Source organism: Pedobacter sp. HDW13, from assembly GCF_011303555.1.
GTDB lineage: Bacteria > Bacteroidota > Bacteroidia > Sphingobacteriales > Sphingobacteriaceae > Pedobacter.
Map to the genome: position 1 here is coordinate 1,614,425 of NZ_CP049868.1, position 20,130 is coordinate 1,634,554.

The following is a 20,130-nucleotide window of genomic DNA, read 5'->3' on the forward strand; positions in this document are numbered from 1 at the left end:
AGGATCTTTTTGAAGTAATACGTATTATAAGGTATACCTTATATATACAATAACCAAAGACCTAGCTTTAATAATCAATCACAAATGAACTAACCAATTTGCAATAGGCAGTTTGCAGTTATCAATGAACAAATGACCAATGAACTAACCCTTTGCGAGTCAGTTAACCAATTTAAACAATTAACCAGTTAACCAACATATAACTAAATTTCCTTTTCTTTGCACCGATGAAAAAATATTATCTGATTATTTTACTTGCGCTCGTTTCAGGAAGTGCTTTTGCACAAATGAAACTCATCAGGAAAATGCTCTCGAACGAAAAAGATACTACGCGCAAAGCCAGCTTCTTACCTCTACCCGCTTTTGGTTACAGTCAGGAAACCGGATTTGAATTTGGTGTTGGTGCTATTTATTCATTTTATATAGACCGCAAGGATACGCTGAACCGCAGTTCCAATTTCGCATTAAACACCACCTATTCTACCAAAAAGACAGCTAATTTTATGCTTAAGGGAGATTCCTGGACAAAAGGAAACAAATACCACTTTATTGGCGATATCCGTTTTAAAAACCAGCCATTTAATTTTTATGGTATTGGCAATAACGCTAAAAAGTCAGACGAGGATAAATTAGATCAAAGAGTTTTTAAAACACTTTTCGATGCAGAAATGAACACCTTACCCAAAGCCTATACAGGTGTTTCATTAGGTTTTGAGAATTACCATTTTATAGACAAGGAAGCTGGCGGCATTTTCACCACCAATCCACAGATTTTGGATAAAGAAGGAGGTTCGGTAGCTTGGATTGGAGCATCTCAGAGTTACGATACCCGCAACAGTAACAATTACCCAACCAAAGGTTTTTTTGGTAGGGCAACCTACCAGTACGCTCCAGATTTTTTTGGCGGAGAAAGTTTCAATGGCTCACAAATAAAGCTCGACCTCCGTGGTTTCTTTAGCTTAGCTCCTAAAGTGGTCCTGGGTGTACAGGGAATATTTTATACCATACAAAGTAAAAGCACACCATTTTATTTATTGCAGCAGTTAGGAAACGACCAAATGATGCGGGGTTATTACAGTGGCCGTTACCGCGACGAAAACTTAATGGCTGCACAGGCCGAAATCCGCTACCGTTTTATGAACCGTTTTGGTATTGTAGCCTTTGCAGGTACGGGTAAAGTATTTGCTAATGGGCAATTTAATGGCAATGGGCTAAAGCCAAACTACGGCGTTGGAGGCCGATACTTTTTCGATCCGGCAAAAGGCCTGAGTGTTAGGCTCGATTATGGTATAGGCGAAAAACTGCCGAACGAAAAACGCCAAAGCGGGTTTTATATCAGTTTAGCCGAAGCGTTTTAAAGGATTGAACAATATGGATGATGGGGATTATCTTGTCATCCAGAATGTTGAGCCACGGAGGCATAGAAAACACTGAAATTACTTTATCTCTTCCATCTTACCTCCTTAATTATTCCTTTTCCTTTCCTCTTCATTACCCTCTTTCCTATCCAGTTGCTTAATTTTTTCGTTACCAAAATTATAACGGAAGGTAATCCGCAGCTGACGGCTATCGTAATAGTTATGGTATTCCTGACTGATGTTGTTTACCAGGCCGCTAAAACGGTATTGGTTTGTTTTTAAAACATCGCTGGCGGTAATACCCAATTGTATCTTTTTATGAAGCAATAAAGTTTTAAGCCCCAGATCAAGATTATATTGGTTTTTATTTTTGTTCAGCCCGTCAATTGTTGGAAACTGGTACCAGAAACTTAGCTCACCCAAAATGGTTTTCGATTCGTTAAAAACAAACTGGTTAAGGGTAGAAAAATAAGCACCAAATCCGTTCAAACTACCTAAGGTTTGCCTAATGCTGGAATTAGCTACATTGTAAAAAACATCAAGCTGACTGATACTTTCCCAGCCCTTTATCGCGTTAAAGGTAATTGCATTACTTAATTGATAATGATAGCCAGTTATAAAATTAACCGGTTTAGAAACCTGGATATTCGTGGCGGCATCAATAAAGTTAACATCATTAAATCCATTTGTGGTTTTGCTGAAAGACAACGAAGTGCTGTACCTATGATGCGTATAGGAAAGCTCGATGTTATCGTTATAAGATGGCTGCAGAACTGGATTGCCTTGCGTATAAGCATACTGATTGCTATACCAGCGAAAAGGGTTTAATTTCCGGTAAGCAGGTCGGTTAATGCGGCGGCCATAATTAACAGAAAATGTGTTTTTATCATTTGCCCGATAAGTAATATAAAGCGTAGGAAAAAGCTTGAAATAACTATTCTCATTTTGCTCATTAACCGAAACACCTTCAATATGTGTATACTCTCCCCTCAAGCCAGCCTGAAAATCCCATTTTTTTATGCTTTTATTGAAATTAACATATAAAGCCTGCGTGTTTTCCTGGTAGTTGAAGCGGTTGCGCTGAGCCTCATCAATTTGGTAGGCTCCATTTCGTATTTTATAGAAAGCAAGATCGCTCTGATTTTCGATAAAGCTGAGTTTTGCTCCTAACGATAAATTGAAGGTTTTATAAGGCAAATGTGCGTCAGCAGTTAAAGTATATAAATCGATGCCCTGTTTACTGCCCGATAAATATTCGGCGAATGAATTTGAAATAACCCCACCATCCCGAAAAAAGCTGGTATTGTTAAAAAACCTGTTCTTATCATCGCCATATTTAAACCAATCGGCATTAATGAGGAGTTGCTTTCCCGCCGAATCCAAAATCTGTTTGAAGTATAGATTGGCCGAATGGTAATGAGACCTGATTTGGGCATTTGCATCCGAGTTCAAAACCGAATCTAAACCGCCCATTTTGTCATAAATATTGGTTTTAATATTTTCTTCCGAGTGGAAATTGGTTAAACCTCCACTATAGGATGCGCCCAGCCAGGCTTTTTTAGCAAACTGATAGTCCAGAGAAATTGATGCGCTGGGTACTGTTCTAAAATTGCGGTCTTTATTAACAATGTTCCAGTTTTGCGCCGGATAAAAAACATTGCTCAGTTCAAAGGGCACAATAGATCCTTTTCTGAGATTAAAGTTTGTATTTACCGCCACACGGTTTTTACGGAACCCAAGATTTCCCCCAACAGCCCCGGTGAAATAAGTAGCCCTGGTAAGCGACCCATTTAAGGAACCCTTAAAACCTTCAGCATTAACTTTTTTCAATACAATATTAATCAGGCCGTTATTTCCCTGTGCATCGTACTTAGCCGGCGGATTGGTAATAATTTCGATTTTGGCAATGTTATCCGATGAAATTGATTTTAAATAGTTTGATAAATCATCGCCTGATAGTTGTATCAGCTTATCATCAATCAGCACACTTACACCACCCTTTCCTACCAGTGAAACCTTATCGTTCAATACCCTTACTCCAGGAACTTTTGATAGCAACTCCAGTGCATCGGTTCCAATGGCAGCAATGCTATGCTCAGCATTAAAAACTATTCTATCTGCTTTCTTTTCTATTAATACCTGCTTTGCTGCAACCCTAATTTCGGCAAGTGTTTCCTCTGCGGCAAAAAGCTGTATATTAATGGTTGTATCGGCCGTTAAATTTAAATCACTGCTAACAGTCTTGAAATTAATCGCCGAAAAAATAACAGAATACCTCTCACTATTCATTTTTCTAAAATGGTAAATACCTGAACTATCAGTCTGTGTATAGTTTATCCGGTTTTGAGGCCCGGAAATTTTAACTGTAATAAAAGGCAAGGCTTTAAAATCCTGATCTGCCACTTTGCCTGAAATACTAAACTGAGCGCGGGAGGGTAAAACAGAACATAGTGCAAACAAAAAGAAAAGAAATCTCAACATCTATCGGTTAAAACCGGCACCATATAATTTGGCCTTTTCCGTTCTTAAATTGAAAAATAAACTATCGGCTTTGATAACCTTATTATCACTTGAAATCATAGTTGCTTTATTGACCATTACCGAATTGTTATGCTTGTTATAAACAATTTTGGCGCCAGATAAAACCACTCCATTATACATCAATTTAGCATTTCCGAATAGGGATACAACAGATTTATCGCGACTCATCTGAGCTGAATCTTGTGCACTATATTGTACTTTAACATCATCATAATAATGTTTCTGAGAGATGGAACTCATCAAATCATCAAGATCATTAAAAGTCTTCATTACTCCATTACCACTATCGAAACTAAAGCCACCTTTTTTTAGATTAAAAGTAATGAGATTAGATTTCAACCGATAATTATCCTTTGAATTTATAAACGAAGCATTTTTTGCTACCATTGTACCGTTTATTTCATCCAGCTCAACATATTTAGCATTTAACTTGTTATTGTTAATATCAATTTCCGCATTCTCCATTATGGAAACTTTCTGCTTCGCATTACCTGTCATTTTGGAAAAGGAAATAATTTTGGGCTTAACAGGCAATAAAAATCTGGCATTATCTTTTAGTTTATCAGAACTTACTAACTGCAATGGCTTTTGTTCTTTAATTTCTGTTGTAACTTTAGTTGCTTTCATTTCCCTTCGCGCTACAATTATAACCGGATATTTGCTATCCTGCCAAACATCAACTTTATTAACAAGTACGCCCAAATTTTCGCCTGGCTTTAATGTTAAAGTTCGCATAATTTTGGGTTCTATGTAAACCCGGTAGCGCTTTTCACCAACTTTTAATAACACCCCATCTGCTATTTTGGCTACACCAAAATAATGGACTTGCTCAATTATTCCGTTTATTTTTTTGCCTTTGATACGATTTGCTTCCGATAAAAGATTTGCATATCTAGCTGATTTTTTCCATGTATTATAATCTTCATATTCGAATATTATATTGCCATCCATATTTTTTATTGCTTTTGGCATATACGTGTTTCCGAATTTTTTGTATCTATCTGGTTCTCCAATTGGATGTGGAGGTATTATATTAGGCACAACAAAAACACTTAATTCATCGCCAATTCCAATTTTTACATCAACAAACCCTGATGATATGGTATAAGTCCCATTCGTAGCTTTTAGCGTAAAGAATACTGATTCTAGATCTTTACGAGTTTTCACAATTACACCTTTTATCCATTTTCCATTAGAATAATCAAGTTGCAATTGCTTGTTTTCAATCTTGTTGGTAAGTGCAACATCAACATAACTAACTGTAAAGCCATAAACCAGCCCCAGTAATACCGGTAATGATAACACATAAAATAACTTTTTCATATTCTTAGATTTAGCGTGAAACAACATTTTAATCCGATCTTTAACCGGGCTTTTAACAAAATTGTGGATCAGTGGGATATCACTTTTGCTTACCGCCAGTTTCAATAATAAGCCGGCATAGGCCTGGTTTCCAAAATCGGCTGAGGTAATTTCATCGGCTTCATATTCGTGTACCTGCTCTAAAGCCTTATCATACAGGTAAACAATGGGATTAAACCATAAAAGTGATTTAAAAACCATTAGGATAATTTTATCCACTGAATGGTATTGCCTTGCGTGTACCTGCTCATGTTTAAGCAAAACAGCTAAATCAACATCACTCAATTTATCAGCATCAATAAAAACATAATTAAAAAAAGAGCAGTTGGTAAATCCCTTTGTTTTGGGTACCAGTTTTAAGCCTTCATTGTTTTTGATTGAACCTCTGGTATGCCTCAATAAGCTAAGTAATCGCCATAAACAGATCAACAATAAAAGCGAAGCTATGCCTACATAAGCATAAGACATCAGCGCCGACCAATCCATTTTAGCCTCAGCTTTTTTTTGATCGTACTCTAACATTACCGGCTGGATAAGCTGTGCAGGAGCCATACTTATCGGTTTTAATTCGGGCACGTTGGCCGGTATTTCTGTTTCTACCACGGCTATTTCGCGCTTAACTTCAAATTGCAAAGCCGGAATAACAAAACTGAGTAATAAAGTAGCCAGCAGGTAAAAACGGTTAATTTTAAAGAAAGTAAGCTTTCTTAAAACAACCACATAAAACCCAAAGAATAATACCGTGCAGGCAGTAACTTTAAGCAGATAGGTTAACCATTCCATAATCTTTATTTAGCAGCCTCGTTTAGTAAAATCTACAAATCCATCTAAAATCAGGTTGCAAATACGTCTGATATTTTTATCCTCGTTAATGTAATCCAGACTTTTTTTGTCAGAGATATTACCCAGTTCAATTAAAATAGCTGGCACTTTTGATTCTCTCAGTAAGAATAAGTTTGCATTCTTTAACGAATCTCTCACCGCTAAACCGTTTAGGTTTTTCAGTTTACTTAAAATACCTGCTCCTAAATCTTCAGCTATTTTAATATTGCTGTTTAGCTTGGAAACATAAACTTCTATGCCGCCAAAAGGAACCTGGGTATTGGCTGGCGAATTGGCATTGTGATGAATGGATACAAAAGCAGTAGCCTCTTGTTTAGGTAAACGATCACTAAGCGGTAAAAACTGATCGGTAGTTCTGGTTAGTATTACTTTTATACCCCTTTTGGCAGCTTCTTCTTTTAAAATATTTACCGCACGCAGGTTCAGGTCTTTTTCCTTTTGTCCATCCAAAGCAGTTACCGCACCATCTTTACCACCATGCCCGGCATCAATTACCAATACAGGTTCTACTTCGTCAAAAGCATTACGTGCTTTCGGGTTAACTACTATACTGCTCTTTAAATAATTTAGCGCGTAAACATTCGGTTTTTTTGGTGCATCGGCAGAAGTCTGGTTCGTAGCCAATGCTTTTTCTACAATAATTTCCTTCCTGTTTATAAATGCCATGCAGCAGATCATTAAAACAGGAATAATGGCTAAATAGGCAAGCTTTTGCAGCTTTGCATTTGGTTCTTTGTACAACATCATAATTCTATTTTTTAATGGAAGTTTACTGAAACTGTTAACCGCCAGGTTTTGACAGGGCATTGCCAGATTTAAAAGCAGCGAAGCGTACACCTTTTTATCTGCAACTTTGGATGTTTCCCTATCGGCCAGAAATTCGTGGTTATGGTCAATCGCATTGCGCCAGAAATAAATAACAGGGTTAAACCACAAGATGGCCGTTACCAGATTAACCAAAAGCTTATCTAAAATATGTAACTGCTTTACATGTACCATTTCGTGTTTGACAACCAGTTTCTTTTCTTCAAATGGCAATGATGAATCGATAATAATCTGGTTAAAAAAAGAGCAGTTTTTAATGTCCGACTGGCTATTTACTAAAAGAATGGTACCATCCCTGTCGGTTACCTGTTTGCGCAACTGAAACCGGATACGCGCCATCATAAAGAACATCCTCAAAATAAAAAAAGCAAGAATGGAGTAGTAAACGTATGTTATCACTTCATTCCAGTTAACGGTTACCTCGGCACTACCTCCTTCAGCTTCAATATCCTGTTCTGTAAAACCATCGTTGCTGTAACCTATTTTAGCTGGCACCTCCTGATTGCTCCTCAGTACTTCGTGGCGGCTTTCTATTGTTAGTGCCGGAATGCTAAAACTCAATACAAGCATCAATAACAGATAGGCACGGTTGAGGTTAAAAAACGTAAACCTGGCAAGCAAAAAATGATAAACGGCAAAAAACAACGTTGTACATGCCGAAACTTTAAGGAGATAAATTAAAATCATGACCGGTCGTTTTGGTTAATTAACTGTTTAATTTCTTCTATATCTTTTTCGCTTAACTTTTCTTCTTTTACCATAAATGATAAAAGGCTGGCCGGAGAATTATCGAAATACCCCGAAAACAGTTTCGAAAAGGTTGTTTTGGCATACTCATCTTTTGTAATGGCAGGAAAGTATTCGTAAGTTTTACCATAAGCCTTGTAGTTTACGTATCCCTTTTTCTCCAGTAAACGCACTATCGATGAAATAGTATTATAAGGTGGCTTGGGTTCGTCATCCAGTTCTTCGATAATATCTTTTACAAATGCCTTTTGCAATTTCCATAAAACCTGCATAATGCGCTCTTCTGTCTTGGTTAATTCTTCCATAACCAAATATATAACTTATTTTTCAGTTACACAACTTAAAAATAAGTTACACAACTGAAACGCCAGTTTAAAAAATGCAATCAATTGATTTACAGATAGAAAAAAAGCTATAACATCTATGTCAAAAACCAGCCAATATGAAAAATCGATAGCACCGATCATACAGCTGTGCCAGGAATTTGGTTAAAAATCTATCTTGTTCTAAAGGAATTGTAAGGCCAGCTATAATTATGGCTTAAGTATACGTAACGCATAGATACAGTATAACAATAGTATTAAAATCAAATTTTATGAAATGCCGTAATTTGGGCTACAATGGTTTTACTTACTGAGTCCTGCAACCGCATTAATGGTAAGTGCTACAATTACGGTATTGAAAATAAAGGCAATTAAACTGTGTAGCAGCGACAATCTCCTGATGGTACGGTCAGAAATTTCGACATCCGAAACCTGAAAAGTCATGCCCAAAACAAAAGAAAAATAAGCAAAATCGATAAAGTCTGGTTCATCATCACCCGGAAATTCTAATCCCGAACCTCCCTTTTCTGATTTTTCCTTCCGCTTATCACCATAATATAAATGGGCATAGCGCATAGTAAAGGTAGTATGTACCAAAAACCACGATAAAAACATACCCAGTATTGCGATGACCAAATCTATTGGCTCAATATCTTTGTTTATCAATAACAAAATTACCGCAAGTAAACCGGCAAAGGTAGAAACCACCACAATCGCAAAAATTTCGCCCCGGGTTTCATCCTGCATTTTTGCTTTTAAATGGGTTTCGGCTGCCGAAGTATGAAAAAACATGTACCAGTGGAGGATAATAAGAACCAGACAGAATACATCCCACCCAAACATAATGTGCGTGAGGGCATCCATCTTAAAAAGAAGCGAGAGCAGATAAGCTGCAATTCCCGAAAAGAGGCTGAGCAGCAAAATAAATAATGCCGATCGTTTTTGAATACCTGCTAATTTCGGTTCTGCCTGCATGGATTTAAAACTTAAGTTTAAAATGTTCTTTAGCCTGTCCTTTTTTAAAATAAACCAATCCGATCCAAAACAAATCGATGGTTACGGTAACATCGGGGTGATTTTTAATTTCTGTCCAGGCTTCTTTCATTCCTTCACTCCAGTAAATATCGTCAAAAATCAGGAGCGAATTTTCATTAACTTTTGGCAAACACCAATGGAAGTAGTTCAAGGTAGCATCTTTACGGTGGTTACCATCAATATAAACAAAATCCAGGTTGGGTTGGTGCGCAATAATATCGGGTAAAATTTCATCGAAATTCCCCACATGCAGTTCAATATTATTTAAATCGAGCGCATCAAAGTTCTTTCTGGCTAGTTCTGCCGTTTGCGGGCAGCCCTCAATGGTAATAATCTCTGCGTTGGCATTTGTTTTGGCCAGATATGCAGTGGTAATACCCAAGCATGTACCCAGTTCAATCGCACTTTTAGGGTTGGTATCTTTTGCCAGGCGATAAATAAGCTTGGCCAAACGCGGACTTTTTAATGCATTTTTGGCAATCTGGCTTACCTTTTTTGTACGGTTTTTATTCAGGTGAGAGCCCGCACCGAGGTCTGTAACCGTGATTATGGAATCGTCATTAAAAAGTTTTTTTCGCTGTTCTTCTATGTTTTTGTATTCAGATTTGTCGTTAAAATCGTAAATTACCTCATCAGCGAGCTTATACACAAATGGCGAATGCGTTCCGTGTCGGCTCTTTGCTGTTAAACGGTGTTTAAGGAAATCAGTAATAAATTGAAATAGCATAATATTGCAAAAGTAATTAAACGCCGCAAACGTATGTATGTTTTATGGAAAATATCGCAGAGATAAGTGCTTTAGTAAAATTGCTGGATGATCCGGACGAGGAAGTGTACCACCATGTAGAGAAAAAACTGCTGGAATATGGTGGTGAGGTAATCCATTTTTTAGAAAATGCCTGGGAACAATCGTTCGATGGCCTGATGCAGGAACGCATCGAAAACATTGTTCATCAAATTCAGTTTAAAACCGTTAAAGAAGATTTAAACCTTTGGTATTTAAGTGGTGCTTTCGATTTATTGCAAGGCGCACTGATTATAAACCGTTACCAATACCCCGATTTAGATGAGCAAAAGGTAATTAACCAGATCGAAGAAATAAAAAGGGATATCTGGCTGGGCTTGCAGTACGAAATGAGCTCGGTAGAAAAAGTAAAACTAATTAACCACGTTTTATACCAGGAATATGGTTTCGGCGGTAATACAAAAAACCATCACGACCCACAGAACTCATACCTCAACCAGGTACTGGAAAGCAAAAAAGGCAACCAGATTTCTTTGGCGATTATTTATTCAACACTAGCCCAAAAGTTAGATTTGCCTGTGTATGGAATCAATTTGCCGCAACATTTTATTTTAGGTTATATAGACGATAGCAAGCAGGATGGTACCGAATATGGTGTTCTTTTCTACATCAATGCTTTTAACCGCGGTAACATTTTTGGCAAACACGATGTAGATCAGTTTCTGCGTCAGCTTAACCTGGAAGCTTTGCCAGAGTATTATAAACCTTGCAGCAATACCGATATCATCCGCCGTGTAATCAGAAACCTGATTTCTGCTTACGAAAATGCAGGGGCAACAGAAAAAGTAGCCGAATTAAACGAATTACAAAATATCTTAGCAGAAAAATAGCTTACAAATCCCTCAGCCTGTGTATAAAAAATATGGTAGCCTATCCAGAATTTGCCTGTTTATAGCATTTATGCTCTTCGCTGGTAGCATAAAAGCACAAAAATCAGTTAAACCAAATGTTATTGCATACTACACTGGTCAGGGAGGATCGGTTATCGATAGTTTTCCGATTGAGAAAATAAGTCACCTGATTTACAGCTTTGGGCATTTAAAAGGCGATAGCTTAAACATCAGATCGGCGAAAGATTCGGCCTTGATTTCGAAAATGGTTGATTTAAAAAAGCGCAATCCCAACTTAAAGGTAATGATAGCCATGGGCGGCTGGAGTGCCTGCAAAGACTGTTCGGAAGTATTCAGCAGAAAAAATGGCCGCAAAACATTTGCCAAAACAACCAAAGCACTTTTAGATTTTTTTAAGGCCGATGGTATAGATATCGATTGGGAATACCCCGCCGTTTTAGGTTACCCTGGGCACAGGTACACGCCTGATGACAAACATAACTTTACTTTATTGATTAAAGAATTAAGGAGCAAGCTTGGCAAAAAAGCCGAAATTAGTTTTGCCGCCGGAGGTACACAAAACTGTATCGATTCTTGTTTTGAATGGGATAAAGTAATGCCGTTGGTAAACAGGGTTAATGTAATGAGTTACGATCTGGTAAGCGGTTATGCTACGGTAAGTGGCCATCATACACCTTTATATTCTACCGATAAGCAACAGTTATCGGCCGATTATGCCGTAAAATCGTTAATTGGTTTGGGTGTACCTGCACATAAAATAGCACTTGGTGCTGCATTTTATGCCCGCATTTTCGAAAACACTACCGATGCTAACCAGGGCCTTTACCAGCCCACCAAATTTATCCGTGGTGTTTCTTTTAAAAACTTTAAAACCACCTTTACCGAAGCTGATGGCTATACCTATTATTGGGATGAGGTAGCTAAATCGCCTTATTATTACAACGCTAAAAATATGCAACTGGTTACTTTTGACGATCCCAAATCGATTGATTTAAAAACCAGATATGTAATCGATAAAAAATTAAATGGCATTATGTTCTGGGAGCTTACCGATGATGCTTATAGCAATGGTTTGCTTGATATTATTGATAAAACGATAAAAGGGATCTAAGTCTCAAATTTTGAATGATTGAGTTTTGAATGAGAAAATCTAAATATTCAAAATTCAATCCTTCCATCATTCAATCCTCCAATCATTCTATAATTCAACATTAGCCCGCTAGCGCGAAGCACCAAAAGTTACTATCCAATAATTTTGTGCCATGCCTGCCCCTGCTTCCTTACTTTTGGCATCCATCATGGCTTTACAATGGCTTACGCTGTTTTTCCATGCGGCTACAACCTCATCTGTCCTACTATAACCTTTGGCTAAATTTTCAGCGATGAAATTACCTTTATAGCCAGCACTTACCGCTCTTTCATCGGGGCTTACACCTTCCGGAGACAGGTGATCAAAATAGTTTCTCTGTGCCATATCTTTTGCATGTGCTACCGCAGCATTTTGCAATTGGTTATTGATAGCCAGATTGGGTACAGGAGGCATGTATTCTACTCCACAATTACAACCACTTTGCCTCAATAAGTTAATTTTATCAACCAGCAGAATAACCTCATTTCCTGGCTGAATGACCTCATCCTTTTTACACTGTATCAGTAAAGTACCAGACAGCAAAAACAAAAAAACAATTGACCAGTTTTTCATTTCGATTTTGTGGAACAAAGGAGGAAACTTAAAAGCTTCCTCCCTAAATAAATTTTCACTTAGTAAATTAAAAGGCTCTTTCCCTGCCCAGGTAAATATTTTTTGCGGTATATAAGGTATTACCACCCGGACCTGGCGACCCGCTATCGCCCTCCATTTGCATGTTGATGATTAACCACATCGGTTTATTTACCGAGTTGCTCATGGTATGCTTGGCTACCCAAACATTATCAATGTAATAATGGCAGTCTACATCAGTTGCGCTCACTTTGTTATACCAGCATTTGTAATTGTGGTAAGAGCCCGCATTAGAAACAGCAGTAAGTTTGTTTTCCCAGCCACCATCGTAGGTGTTCTGCCAATTGGTATTACTCCCTTTAAACTCCATAATATCGCTTTCAGGAGGCCAGGAGTTAACGCCTGTAATCCAAAAAGCGGGCCAGGTACCTTTTACAGTTGGCACTGCAAAATCGCCAGATATGGTATAACTCGGAAACTGATCGTTAATTACCACCTGTTGCTTGGCGTGGCAGGCACCCGAATTGTACCAGATAGCTACATTGGTAAAGCCGTTAGCAGTACTATTACCAGGAGAGCTGGCTAAGCGGGTAGCCTTGATGGTGAGTACACCACCACTTAACGAAATCTGATTATGGTTTGAAGTACTGCCCACCATGCACGCCGAACCGTTATGATCGGTACCCCAGGGATAGTTGTAATTCCATTGTGCCTCAAAATTAGCATAACTGGCGAAAGAATTGCCATCAATTAAGGTTTCCCAGGCTTTTACCTGAGCTTTTTCTGGTTGAACTTCTGCCTTATCTTTTTTACAGGATGAAAGCGCGGTAAGCAGGCATGCCAATAGCAGGCACCATTTCATTGTTTCTTTTCTCATTTTTTTTGAATTAGGTAAATATTTGGTTAATTGTAAAGACTAGTTCATGATCTATAACCATATAAAAACCTGAAATACAGCACTATTTATAGCCAACAACTATAAACCAGCTTGTACTTTAATTAAGTAATTTGGTTAGATCATTTGCAATGCATCAGCGTTACCACCGACGTGCTTGTAAGCAAATCTATACAGACTACTGCTAAAAAATGAGGGGTTAAATCGTAAAAATAGAGTGGTAAAATGAGCGTTTTTGCTGGTTATGGAATCGGCAGCTTTTAAGTTGTACTTGTTATCAACCTACTTAGCGCTGAGCTTAATCTATTCATTTAACACAGTGCCTATAAAAATCAAAGGCCCGAACATAAAATATGATCAGGCCTTTAATATCATGCATGGTTTTTATTTACAGGTATAATCTAAAATAAATTTCCCTTTGTATGTTTCCGTCTCTGCCGGGCCACCAGAAGGATAAAATGTAGAGGTATTGGTATAGTTTAAAGAAGTAGCATTTCCTTTAGAATCGTATTGATAAGTATAGGCTAAGGTTTCATCGTTAAAAGGATCTCCATCCTGATCGATTGTTTTTGATACACTTTTAATCAATACGTTTTTAGATTGCTTACCAAAATATCCACCCGGAAAATAATCAACGTGGTACGAAAGGGGATCGGATATTTCGTAAACATTCATAGCTATATCGTTCGAGTAGCTGTAGGTTATTGTTTCCTTATAACCGCCATGAGCAGCAATTGAAACAGCACTTACCAAATTGCCATTTGCATAAGTTAAGTTATCGGTTGTACTTAATTCGTTATTTAAATAGTTTTTTACCTGAGTCAGGTAGCCTTCGGCATTATACGTATATTTCCGGGTATAATCATAAGAAACCCCGCCAACAGTAATTATACCATCGCTACCGCTTGAAACCGCTCTTCCGTTCTCGAGCACAATTTCTGCCACCTGACCAGTTTCATCAGTAGCTGTAATTTTATTGGTAGTGTAAACATAGGTATTGGTTTCAGCACCGCTGGTTAGCTTTGAAATCCGGCCCTGAGCATCGTAGTTAAATGCAATGGTATAACTTCCTAAAAAATCTACATCAGCCTTTAAAGTAGCAAGTTTACAACCATTTCCTCCATTCGGATCTGGAAAGGCATTCCAGTCAATTTCTTTTTTACAACTTGCTATAGCGAGAATAGCAATCAGAGATACCATCAGGTATTTCACCGTTTTTTGCATGGTGTTTTAAATTAAGAGGTTAAAATATCAGCAAAGATATTAAAATTTCTCTTTCTTCATCCAGCTACTCAACAGGTTAAACCAATCTACATCCGAAGTTTTATTGATCAGTCCAAACCCGTGTCCACCATTTTCGTATAAATAAATGTCGGTATCGACATTATTTTGCTTTAATGCTTCGTTCATTAAAACACTATTGGCATAGGGAACGGTTTTATCATCTTTTGCATGCACAAAGAAAACCGGAGGTGTTTTCTTATTTACATGCCTATTAGCCGAGAAATAGTGCTTTAAATTATCACTAGGATTAGCACCTAACAGGTTTTTCATAGTCCCTGTATGCACCGATTCCTCAAAGCTGATAACCGGATAAATCAGGGCAGCAAAGCTGGGCTTTAAATTTAATTTTTCAGGATTGGCAATTTTAAGATCGTTATAATGAGCTACCAGCGTAGAAGCAAAATGTCCGCCAGCCGAAAAACCCATTATCCCCACCTTACTGACTTTAATTCCGTACTTTTTCGCATTTTTCTTTACCAGGTAAATGGCCTGTTGTGCATCCTGTAGTGGCCCATAGGTTTTATCAACCATAATTTCATCACTCGGCAAACGGTACTTCAATACAAAAGCCGTTACACCAATGGCATTAAAACGTTTGGCTACATCGGTTCCTTCATGACTAAAAGCCAAAGCGCCGTAACCACCGCCCGGGCAAATAATTACAGCTGTTCCGGTTGCAATTTCTTTTGGAGCTACAAAAACTGTCATGGTAGGTACCGATACTTTGGTAATGCTTAGCGTACCATTGCTGCGTACTTCGGTATGCTCGGCATAGGTTGCCGGTGTAGTTTTTGCACCCGGAATATCGCCCGTGTACAAAGGAATTACTTCTTGTGCTTTCACATCAATCACTAAAATGGCTAGAATTATCAGGGTTAAACTAAATTTCATATCTATTTGGTTTCTTTTTTTGTAGATCTAAGATAAAACAATAGCGATTTATATTCCTCTTCAGCCATTAAATGGATTGGGATAAAAAACGGTGAGGGATTCAATAAATTTGTGATGCTAATGTATTTGTCATAAACTTTAAACTTAGTAATGATCTCCCATTTAGCAAATGACCTATAATGCTCTGTTATGCCTTCAACTCCTTCATCAGTAATGATAATTTTTCGGGTGCTTGACTGATTAAAAGCCTGATTTAAATCACGCTTTACCGTGGTAAAAAAATTACGTTTAACTCTAAAAAATCTAATTAAAAACAATAGGGATATCATCCAACAGATAAATAATATTTCCAGATCAATTTCCCTGTCCAAATCTTGGGTTGTTGGCGTATTTTTAATCATATTGTAGAAATACCCATAAAAAACAATACCTAAGACAAAAAATATCAACGAAATAATTAAAAGTTTTCTTCCGTGGACACGCCAGACCAGTTGGCTTGCTTCAAGCATATTTTGCTTAACATTATTATCTTCAATGTTTATATTCATAGTAAGTGATCTGGCTTAATACGATTATTATAAAATCTCAGTATTAGTAATTTTCATCCGATTAAAACTCCATTAAATATGCTTTCAAAAAGTCGTTGATATCGCCATTTAAAACCGCATCGGGATTTGAAGTCTGATAATTGGTACGGTGATCTTTCACACGCCTGTCGTCTAAAACATAACTCCTAATCTGTGAGCCCCATTCTATCTTTTTCTTCGATCCTTCTACGGCAGCTATAGCTTCGTTACGCTTTCTTTCTTCGATTTCGAACAACTGCGATTTAAGCAAGCGGATGGCATTTTCTTTATTCTGCAGCTGCGATCTAGACTCCTGGTTTTTAATAATAATGCCCGATGGTTTGTGGTATAAACGTACTGCAGTTTCAACCTTGTTTACATTTTGTCCGCCGGCACCACCAGCCCTAAAGGTTTCAAACTCAATATCGGCCGGGTTAATGTCAATCTGGATGGTATCATCAACCAGGGGATAAACATATACTGATGCAAACGAAGTATGTCTTCGCGCATTCGAATCGAAAGGAGATATCCGCACCAAACGGTGAACCCCGTTTTCGCCTTTTAGGTAGCCATAAGAGAAATCGCCATCAAACTGAAGTGTTACCGATTTAATACCCGCAATCTCCCCTTCCTGACTATCCTGTTCGGTAATTTTGTAGCCGTTTTTCTCACCCCACATCAGGTACATCCGCATCAGCATATAAGCCCAATCGCAACTTTCAGTACCACCGGCTCCAGCAGTAATTTGCATTACAGCCGAAAGTTGATCTTCTTTACTGCGCAGCATATTTTTAAGTTCAAGATCTTCTACAGCTTGTTTACTGATTTCGAACTGGTCTTTCATTTCGGCTTCCGAAGCATCTCCGGATTGGAAAAAATCGAACATCACCGCTCCATCCTCAACCGCATTATGGGTTTGGTTAAAGCCGTCAGTCCACTTTTTCTTTGCACTTATTTCGGCCAGAATTTTCTCTGCTTTTTTAGGGTCGTCCCAGAAATCGGGCGCCATGGTTAATTTTTCTTCTTCGCGAATGGCGTAAAGTAGCTCATCAACGTCAAAGATACCTCCTTAGAGACGTTACTCTGTCCCTTAAATCCTGAATCTGTTCTTTGGTCATGAAACAAATATAGCAACTTTTTAATCTCTCTTTTGTAGTAAAAGATTGCTATATGGCTTCATTGTTGAATTGTTAGGTATATGCAAGTAACAATTGGACAATTTAATAATGAAACAATGATAAAGTAGTTTGCAATTGCCAATGATAGGTTATGGCTAGAGATTCTCTATAATCAGATTTCTCGATTGCGTTGCACTCCGCTCGAAAGGACGATCACGTTAAGTGTTTAACATTTGAAACAAGTTAACCAGTTTAAACAATTAACCGATTAACCCCTATGCAGTTTGCAGTTACTAATGAACCTCCTACTTCTTCATTCCCATATAATCAAGCGTAAGGTTAGCCAGCAACTTTACCCCTAAAACAAAACCACTTTCATCGAGATAAAAATCAGGGGTATGGTGCGATGGCGCCTTTAAGGGATCTTTCCCTTTAGGCATACCTCCTAAAAACACAAACAAGCCCGGTACTTTTTCTTGAAAGAAAGAAAAATCTTCGGCACCTGTAACAGGTGGCTTCAACTTTACATGCTCTTTACCTGCGGTTAACTGCATACTTGGTAGCATTTTTTCGGTAAGTGCGATGTTATTAAAAGTAACCGGATAATGGTTACTATAAGGAATCTTTACTACAGCAATTGCCCCACCAGCCTCAGCTGTTTTAGTAGCAATGGTTTTAATCCGCTCAATAAACATTGCTTCATCCTCTTTGCTGAAATTACGCACTGTACCCAGCATTTCTACCTTTTCGGGTATAATATTCGAGCGTAAGCCGCCATTAATAGCACCTATGGTGACTACACCTGGGTTTTCGGTAACATTTAAATTGCGGCTTACAATGGTTTGCAGATTGTTGATAATCTGTGCCGAAATTACCACGGGGTCGATACTGCTCCATGGGTATGCACCATGCGCCTGCCTACCCGTAACTGTAATTTTCATATCGTTTACAGCGGCCATGGTTCCACCTGGGCGGTAAGTTACATCACCCACTTCAGTCTGCGAATTGATGTGCAAACCAAATATTACATCCACCTTTGGACTTTCTAAAACTCCTTCTTTAATCATTAGAGCTGCCCCTCCTTCATCTCCCTCGGGTACGCCCTCTTCTGCGGGCTGAAATATAAATTTCACTGTTCCCTGAATATCTTTTTGCATACCAGCTAAAACCTCGGCAACACCCATTAAAATAGCCATGTGACTGTCGTGCCCACAGGCATGCATTACGCCTACCTCTTGTCCGTTATATTGTGTTTTCACTTTTGATGCAAAAGGTACATCCACCCGTTCGGTAACAGGCAGCCCATCCATATCGGCCCTTAGTGCTACAACCGGGCCTGGTTTTCCGCCTTTCAAAATACCCACCACACCGGTTTTGGCTATGCCAGTTGTTACTTTAATGCCTAAAGACTCCAGATGTTTAGCAATAATACCTGCCGTTCGTACTTCCATATTGCCCAGTTCAGGGTGTTCATGAAAATCACGTCGCCAGTTTATCACTTTCTGCTCAAGCGCATCAGCTTTTTTAGCAACTGTTGATCTTATTTCTGGTTTCTGCGCAAAAGAAGGGATAGAAATTAGTGAAAAAACAATCAGGTATATCTTTTTCATGTAAGGAGTTTGTTTAAGTATAAAGATCAATAAGTTAAAGAAGGTAATCGCCCTCAAAAGAGCCGTTTAAAACGAAACTGAAGGCAAACTATTCCCCATCAAATGATTTAACGAAAAACATTAAATCAATTCAACTTCAGGTGTTTCCGCTTCCAAAATTCTACCGTCCGATAAGGTAATTGTAAGTTTAAATTTATGTTTCTTATTAAGATTTGGTGTTACCTGTAAAAAAATACCCTCATAAAAAGCATACATGGTGTCATAATTTAGATCATTGGAAATTTTAATATAATCAGCAATTGGAATTATAGTAACGCCTTTTCTTGCTTTGAAATACAAACTAAGATCGGTATTTTTTGGATGACTGGCGTCGAAATCGTTATTTGAAACTATTTTTAGTGATAAAATGTCCTCCTTACTTATAAAGTCATCTTCATTGCAACTGCAAGCGTAGGCAGATTGCATTAATCCCCAGGTTGTGTGCTGCTTGCTCATTGTTAACAACGCTGTTTGCAACAAAACCTGAATACCATAATTAGCACCGGAAATTGTCCCTGCACTGGTAATCATGGGCTGTGGCAAAGACAAATCCATATTTTTTAGTGAAAGCCCTTTATTGGTAAAATAAACTGTTCTGGTTGGCGGACAATTGCAATTTACACATGCAACAATAAGTTGAGCTATTAAGGCTAATCCAAAAACGAAAAATATCTTCTTAATCATGAGAAACGTAAATTTTCAATTTCAAATTTAATAAAAAAAGCCATCCCTTCGGATGGCCCTTAAACTTTCTATAATTTAGTTAAACATGCCTTTTAGCTTATCCATAATACCACCGCCACCATCAGCAGAATTGGCTTGTCCGGGCTGCTGAGCCTGCCCACCGCCAAACATGCCAATCACATCACTCACATCAAATTTGCCATCATCGCCTCCTAAACTGCCCAAAACATCTTTAAGGTTAAATGAACTATCGTTTGGATCGTTTGTTTTTTGGGTAAACTTAGCAATCAGGCCAGGGATAATACTCGCAGCTAAAGATTTTGCAGTATCGGCGTTAATGCCCAATCCGCTTAATTTATCTATAAAACTACCTGAGGCCTGTTCGGCTACCTGAGTTCCTTCGGCCTTATTTCCGTTAAAAATATCGGTAATCGCACCAATATTGCCTGATGATAGCTGATCTTTCAAAGTATCAAAAATAGAACCCGAAGCAGCCTGAATAACCGCTTCATTTTTTTCATTCGGAATAGCGGCATTGTTTACAACGCTTTCCTGTACGTTTTCACGTACCATTTCATTTAAATTTTCTAACATAATGGTAGAGTTAATGGTAAAACAATAGATAGTTAGTTA

General features: G+C 38.1%; 18 protein-coding genes. 3 read left to right on the plus strand and 15 right to left on the minus strand.

Annotated elements, in window-relative coordinates:
* The first annotated feature begins 227 nt into the window (after positions 1-227).
* Positions 228-1,358 (plus strand): BamA/TamA family outer membrane protein, encoded by a 1,131-nt coding sequence (locus G7074_RS06635; protein WP_124560539.1) that lies wholly within the window; start codon positions 228-230, stop codon positions 1,356-1,358.
* A gap of 105 nt (positions 1,359-1,463) precedes the next feature.
* On the opposite strand, the gene G7074_RS06640 is transcribed toward G7074_RS06635, so the two are convergent.
* From G7074_RS06640 to G7074_RS06665, 6 genes are all read right to left on the minus strand, one after another.
* Positions 1,464-3,839: an outer membrane beta-barrel protein gene (locus G7074_RS06640; protein WP_166207534.1), complete on the minus strand. Its 2,376-nt coding sequence runs from the start codon at positions 3,837-3,839 to the stop codon at positions 1,464-1,466.
* Complete coding sequence (locus tag G7074_RS06645; protein WP_166207537.1) at positions 3,840-6,044, minus strand: M56 family metallopeptidase; 2,205 nt, start codon at positions 6,042-6,044, stop codon at positions 3,840-3,842.
* Positions 6,045-6,053: 9 nt separating this feature from the next.
* On the minus strand, positions 6,054-7,616 hold the full coding sequence (locus G7074_RS06650; RefSeq protein ID WP_124560542.1) for an N-acetylmuramoyl-L-alanine amidase: 1,563 nt from the start codon (positions 7,614-7,616) through the stop codon (positions 6,054-6,056).
* Positions 7,613-7,981: a BlaI/MecI/CopY family transcriptional regulator gene (locus G7074_RS06655; RefSeq protein ID WP_124560543.1), complete on the minus strand. Its 369-nt coding sequence runs from the start codon at positions 7,979-7,981 to the stop codon at positions 7,613-7,615. The genes G7074_RS06650 and G7074_RS06655 overlap by 4 nt, the downstream gene beginning before the upstream one ends.
* A 321-nt stretch (positions 7,982-8,302) precedes the next feature.
* Positions 8,303-8,974: a DUF1345 domain-containing protein gene (locus G7074_RS06660; RefSeq protein ID WP_124560544.1), complete on the minus strand. Its 672-nt coding sequence runs from the start codon at positions 8,972-8,974 to the stop codon at positions 8,303-8,305.
* A 4-nt stretch (positions 8,975-8,978) separates the two neighbouring features.
* Positions 8,979-9,761, minus strand: coding sequence for an O-methyltransferase (locus tag G7074_RS06665; RefSeq protein ID WP_124560545.1), 783 nt, complete (start codon positions 9,759-9,761; stop codon positions 8,979-8,981).
* 44 nt (positions 9,762-9,805) lie between these two features.
* On the opposite strand from G7074_RS06665, the gene G7074_RS06670 reads away from it, so the two are divergent.
* Both G7074_RS06670 and G7074_RS06675 read left to right on the plus strand, forming a co-directional pair.
* Complete coding sequence (locus G7074_RS06670; RefSeq protein WP_124560546.1) at positions 9,806-10,669, plus strand: transglutaminase-like domain-containing protein; 864 nt, start codon at positions 9,806-9,808, stop codon at positions 10,667-10,669.
* A 19-nt stretch (positions 10,670-10,688) separates the two neighbouring features.
* Positions 10,689-11,801: a glycoside hydrolase family 18 protein gene (locus tag G7074_RS06675; RefSeq protein WP_240916484.1), complete on the plus strand. Its 1,113-nt coding sequence runs from the start codon at positions 10,689-10,691 to the stop codon at positions 11,799-11,801.
* 108 nt (positions 11,802-11,909) lie between these two features.
* Here the strand turns inward: G7074_RS06675 and G7074_RS06680 are convergent, their stop codons facing one another.
* The 9 genes from G7074_RS06680 to G7074_RS06720 all read right to left on the minus strand — a co-directional run bounded on the left by G7074_RS06680 (position 11,910) and on the right by G7074_RS06720 (position 20,091).
* Positions 11,910-12,392 (minus strand): CAP domain-containing protein, encoded by a 483-nt coding sequence (locus G7074_RS06680; RefSeq protein WP_166207540.1) that lies wholly within the window; start codon positions 12,390-12,392, stop codon positions 11,910-11,912.
* A gap of 67 nt (positions 12,393-12,459) precedes the next feature.
* Complete coding sequence (locus G7074_RS06685; protein WP_166207543.1) at positions 12,460-13,287, minus strand: glycoside hydrolase; 828 nt, start codon at positions 13,285-13,287, stop codon at positions 12,460-12,462.
* A 402-nt stretch (positions 13,288-13,689) separates the two neighbouring features.
* On the minus strand, positions 13,690-14,529 hold the full coding sequence (locus tag G7074_RS06690) for a DUF4595 domain-containing protein (protein WP_166207546.1): 840 nt from the start codon (positions 14,527-14,529) through the stop codon (positions 13,690-13,692).
* A 39-nt stretch (positions 14,530-14,568) separates the two neighbouring features.
* Positions 14,569-15,480 carry an alpha/beta hydrolase gene (locus G7074_RS06695; protein ID WP_124560550.1) on the minus strand — a complete coding sequence of 304 codons (912 nt, stop codon included), beginning with the start codon at positions 15,478-15,480 and terminating at the stop codon, positions 14,569-14,571.
* 2 nt (positions 15,481-15,482) lie between these two features.
* Complete coding sequence (locus tag G7074_RS06700) at positions 15,483-16,028, minus strand: hypothetical protein (RefSeq protein ID WP_124560551.1); 546 nt, start codon at positions 16,026-16,028, stop codon at positions 15,483-15,485.
* Between the two features lie 61 nt (positions 16,029-16,089).
* Positions 16,090-17,164, minus strand: a protein-coding gene (prfB, locus tag G7074_RS06705) for a peptide chain release factor 2 (RefSeq protein WP_124560552.1) whose coding sequence is annotated in 2 segments (ribosomal slippage) — positions 16,090-17,103 and positions 17,105-17,164 — 1,074 coding nt in all. Because the reading frame shifts where the segments join, the coding sequence is not laid out codon by codon here.
* Positions 17,165-17,469: 305 nt separating this feature from the next.
* Positions 17,470-18,774 (minus strand): amidohydrolase, encoded by a 1,305-nt coding sequence (locus tag G7074_RS06710; protein WP_166207549.1) that lies wholly within the window; start codon positions 18,772-18,774, stop codon positions 17,470-17,472.
* Between the two features lie 120 nt (positions 18,775-18,894).
* Positions 18,895-19,497 carry a DUF5034 domain-containing protein gene (locus G7074_RS06715; RefSeq protein WP_166207552.1) on the minus strand — a complete coding sequence of 201 codons (603 nt, stop codon included), beginning with the start codon at positions 19,495-19,497 and terminating at the stop codon, positions 18,895-18,897.
* Between the two features lie 75 nt (positions 19,498-19,572).
* Positions 19,573-20,091, minus strand: coding sequence for a hypothetical protein (locus tag G7074_RS06720; RefSeq protein ID WP_124560555.1), 519 nt, complete (start codon positions 20,089-20,091; stop codon positions 19,573-19,575).
* Positions 20,092-20,130 lie beyond the last annotated feature (39 nt).

Bases quoted from the DNA above. Each gene is read 5' to 3' on its own strand.
- G7074_RS06700 (WP_124560551.1), bottom strand. From the start codon at position 16,028: ATGAATATAAACATTGAAGATAATAATGTTAAGCAAAATATGCTTGAA.
- G7074_RS06685 (WP_166207543.1), bottom strand. From the start codon at position 13,287: ATGAGAAAAGAAACAATGAAATGGTGCCTGCTATTGGCATGCCTGCTT.
- G7074_RS06680 (WP_166207540.1), bottom strand. From the start codon at position 12,392: ATGAAAAACTGGTCAATTGTTTTTTTGTTTTTGCTGTCTGGTACTTTA.
- G7074_RS06715 (WP_166207552.1), bottom strand. From the start codon at position 19,497: ATGATTAAGAAGATATTTTTCGTTTTTGGATTAGCCTTAATAGCTCAA.
- G7074_RS06660 (WP_124560544.1), bottom strand. From the start codon at position 8,974: ATGCAGGCAGAACCGAAATTAGCAGGTATTCAAAAACGATCGGCATTA.
- G7074_RS06710 (WP_166207549.1), bottom strand. From the start codon at position 18,774: ATGAAAAAGATATACCTGATTGTTTTTTCACTAATTTCTATCCCTTCT.
- G7074_RS06695 (WP_124560550.1), bottom strand. From the start codon at position 15,480: ATGAAATTTAGTTTAACCCTGATAATTCTAGCCATTTTAGTGATTGAT.
- G7074_RS06635 (WP_124560539.1), top strand. From the start codon at position 228: ATGAAAAAATATTATCTGATTATTTTACTTGCGCTCGTTTCAGGAAGT.
- G7074_RS06670 (WP_124560546.1), top strand. From the start codon at position 9,806: ATGGAAAATATCGCAGAGATAAGTGCTTTAGTAAAATTGCTGGATGAT.
- G7074_RS06645 (WP_166207537.1), bottom strand. From the start codon at position 6,044: ATGGAATGGTTAACCTATCTGCTTAAAGTTACTGCCTGCACGGTATTA.
- G7074_RS06655 (WP_124560543.1), bottom strand. From the start codon at position 7,981: ATGGAAGAATTAACCAAGACAGAAGAGCGCATTATGCAGGTTTTATGG.
- G7074_RS06640 (WP_166207534.1), bottom strand. From the start codon at position 3,839: ATGTTGAGATTTCTTTTCTTTTTGTTTGCACTATGTTCTGTTTTACCC.
- G7074_RS06650 (WP_124560542.1), bottom strand. From the start codon at position 7,616: ATGATTTTAATTTATCTCCTTAAAGTTTCGGCATGTACAACGTTGTTT.
- G7074_RS06720 (WP_124560555.1), bottom strand. From the start codon at position 20,091: ATGTTAGAAAATTTAAATGAAATGGTACGTGAAAACGTACAGGAAAGC.
- G7074_RS06665 (WP_124560545.1), bottom strand. From the start codon at position 9,761: ATGCTATTTCAATTTATTACTGATTTCCTTAAACACCGTTTAACAGCA.
- G7074_RS06690 (WP_166207546.1), bottom strand. From the start codon at position 14,529: ATGCAAAAAACGGTGAAATACCTGATGGTATCTCTGATTGCTATTCTC.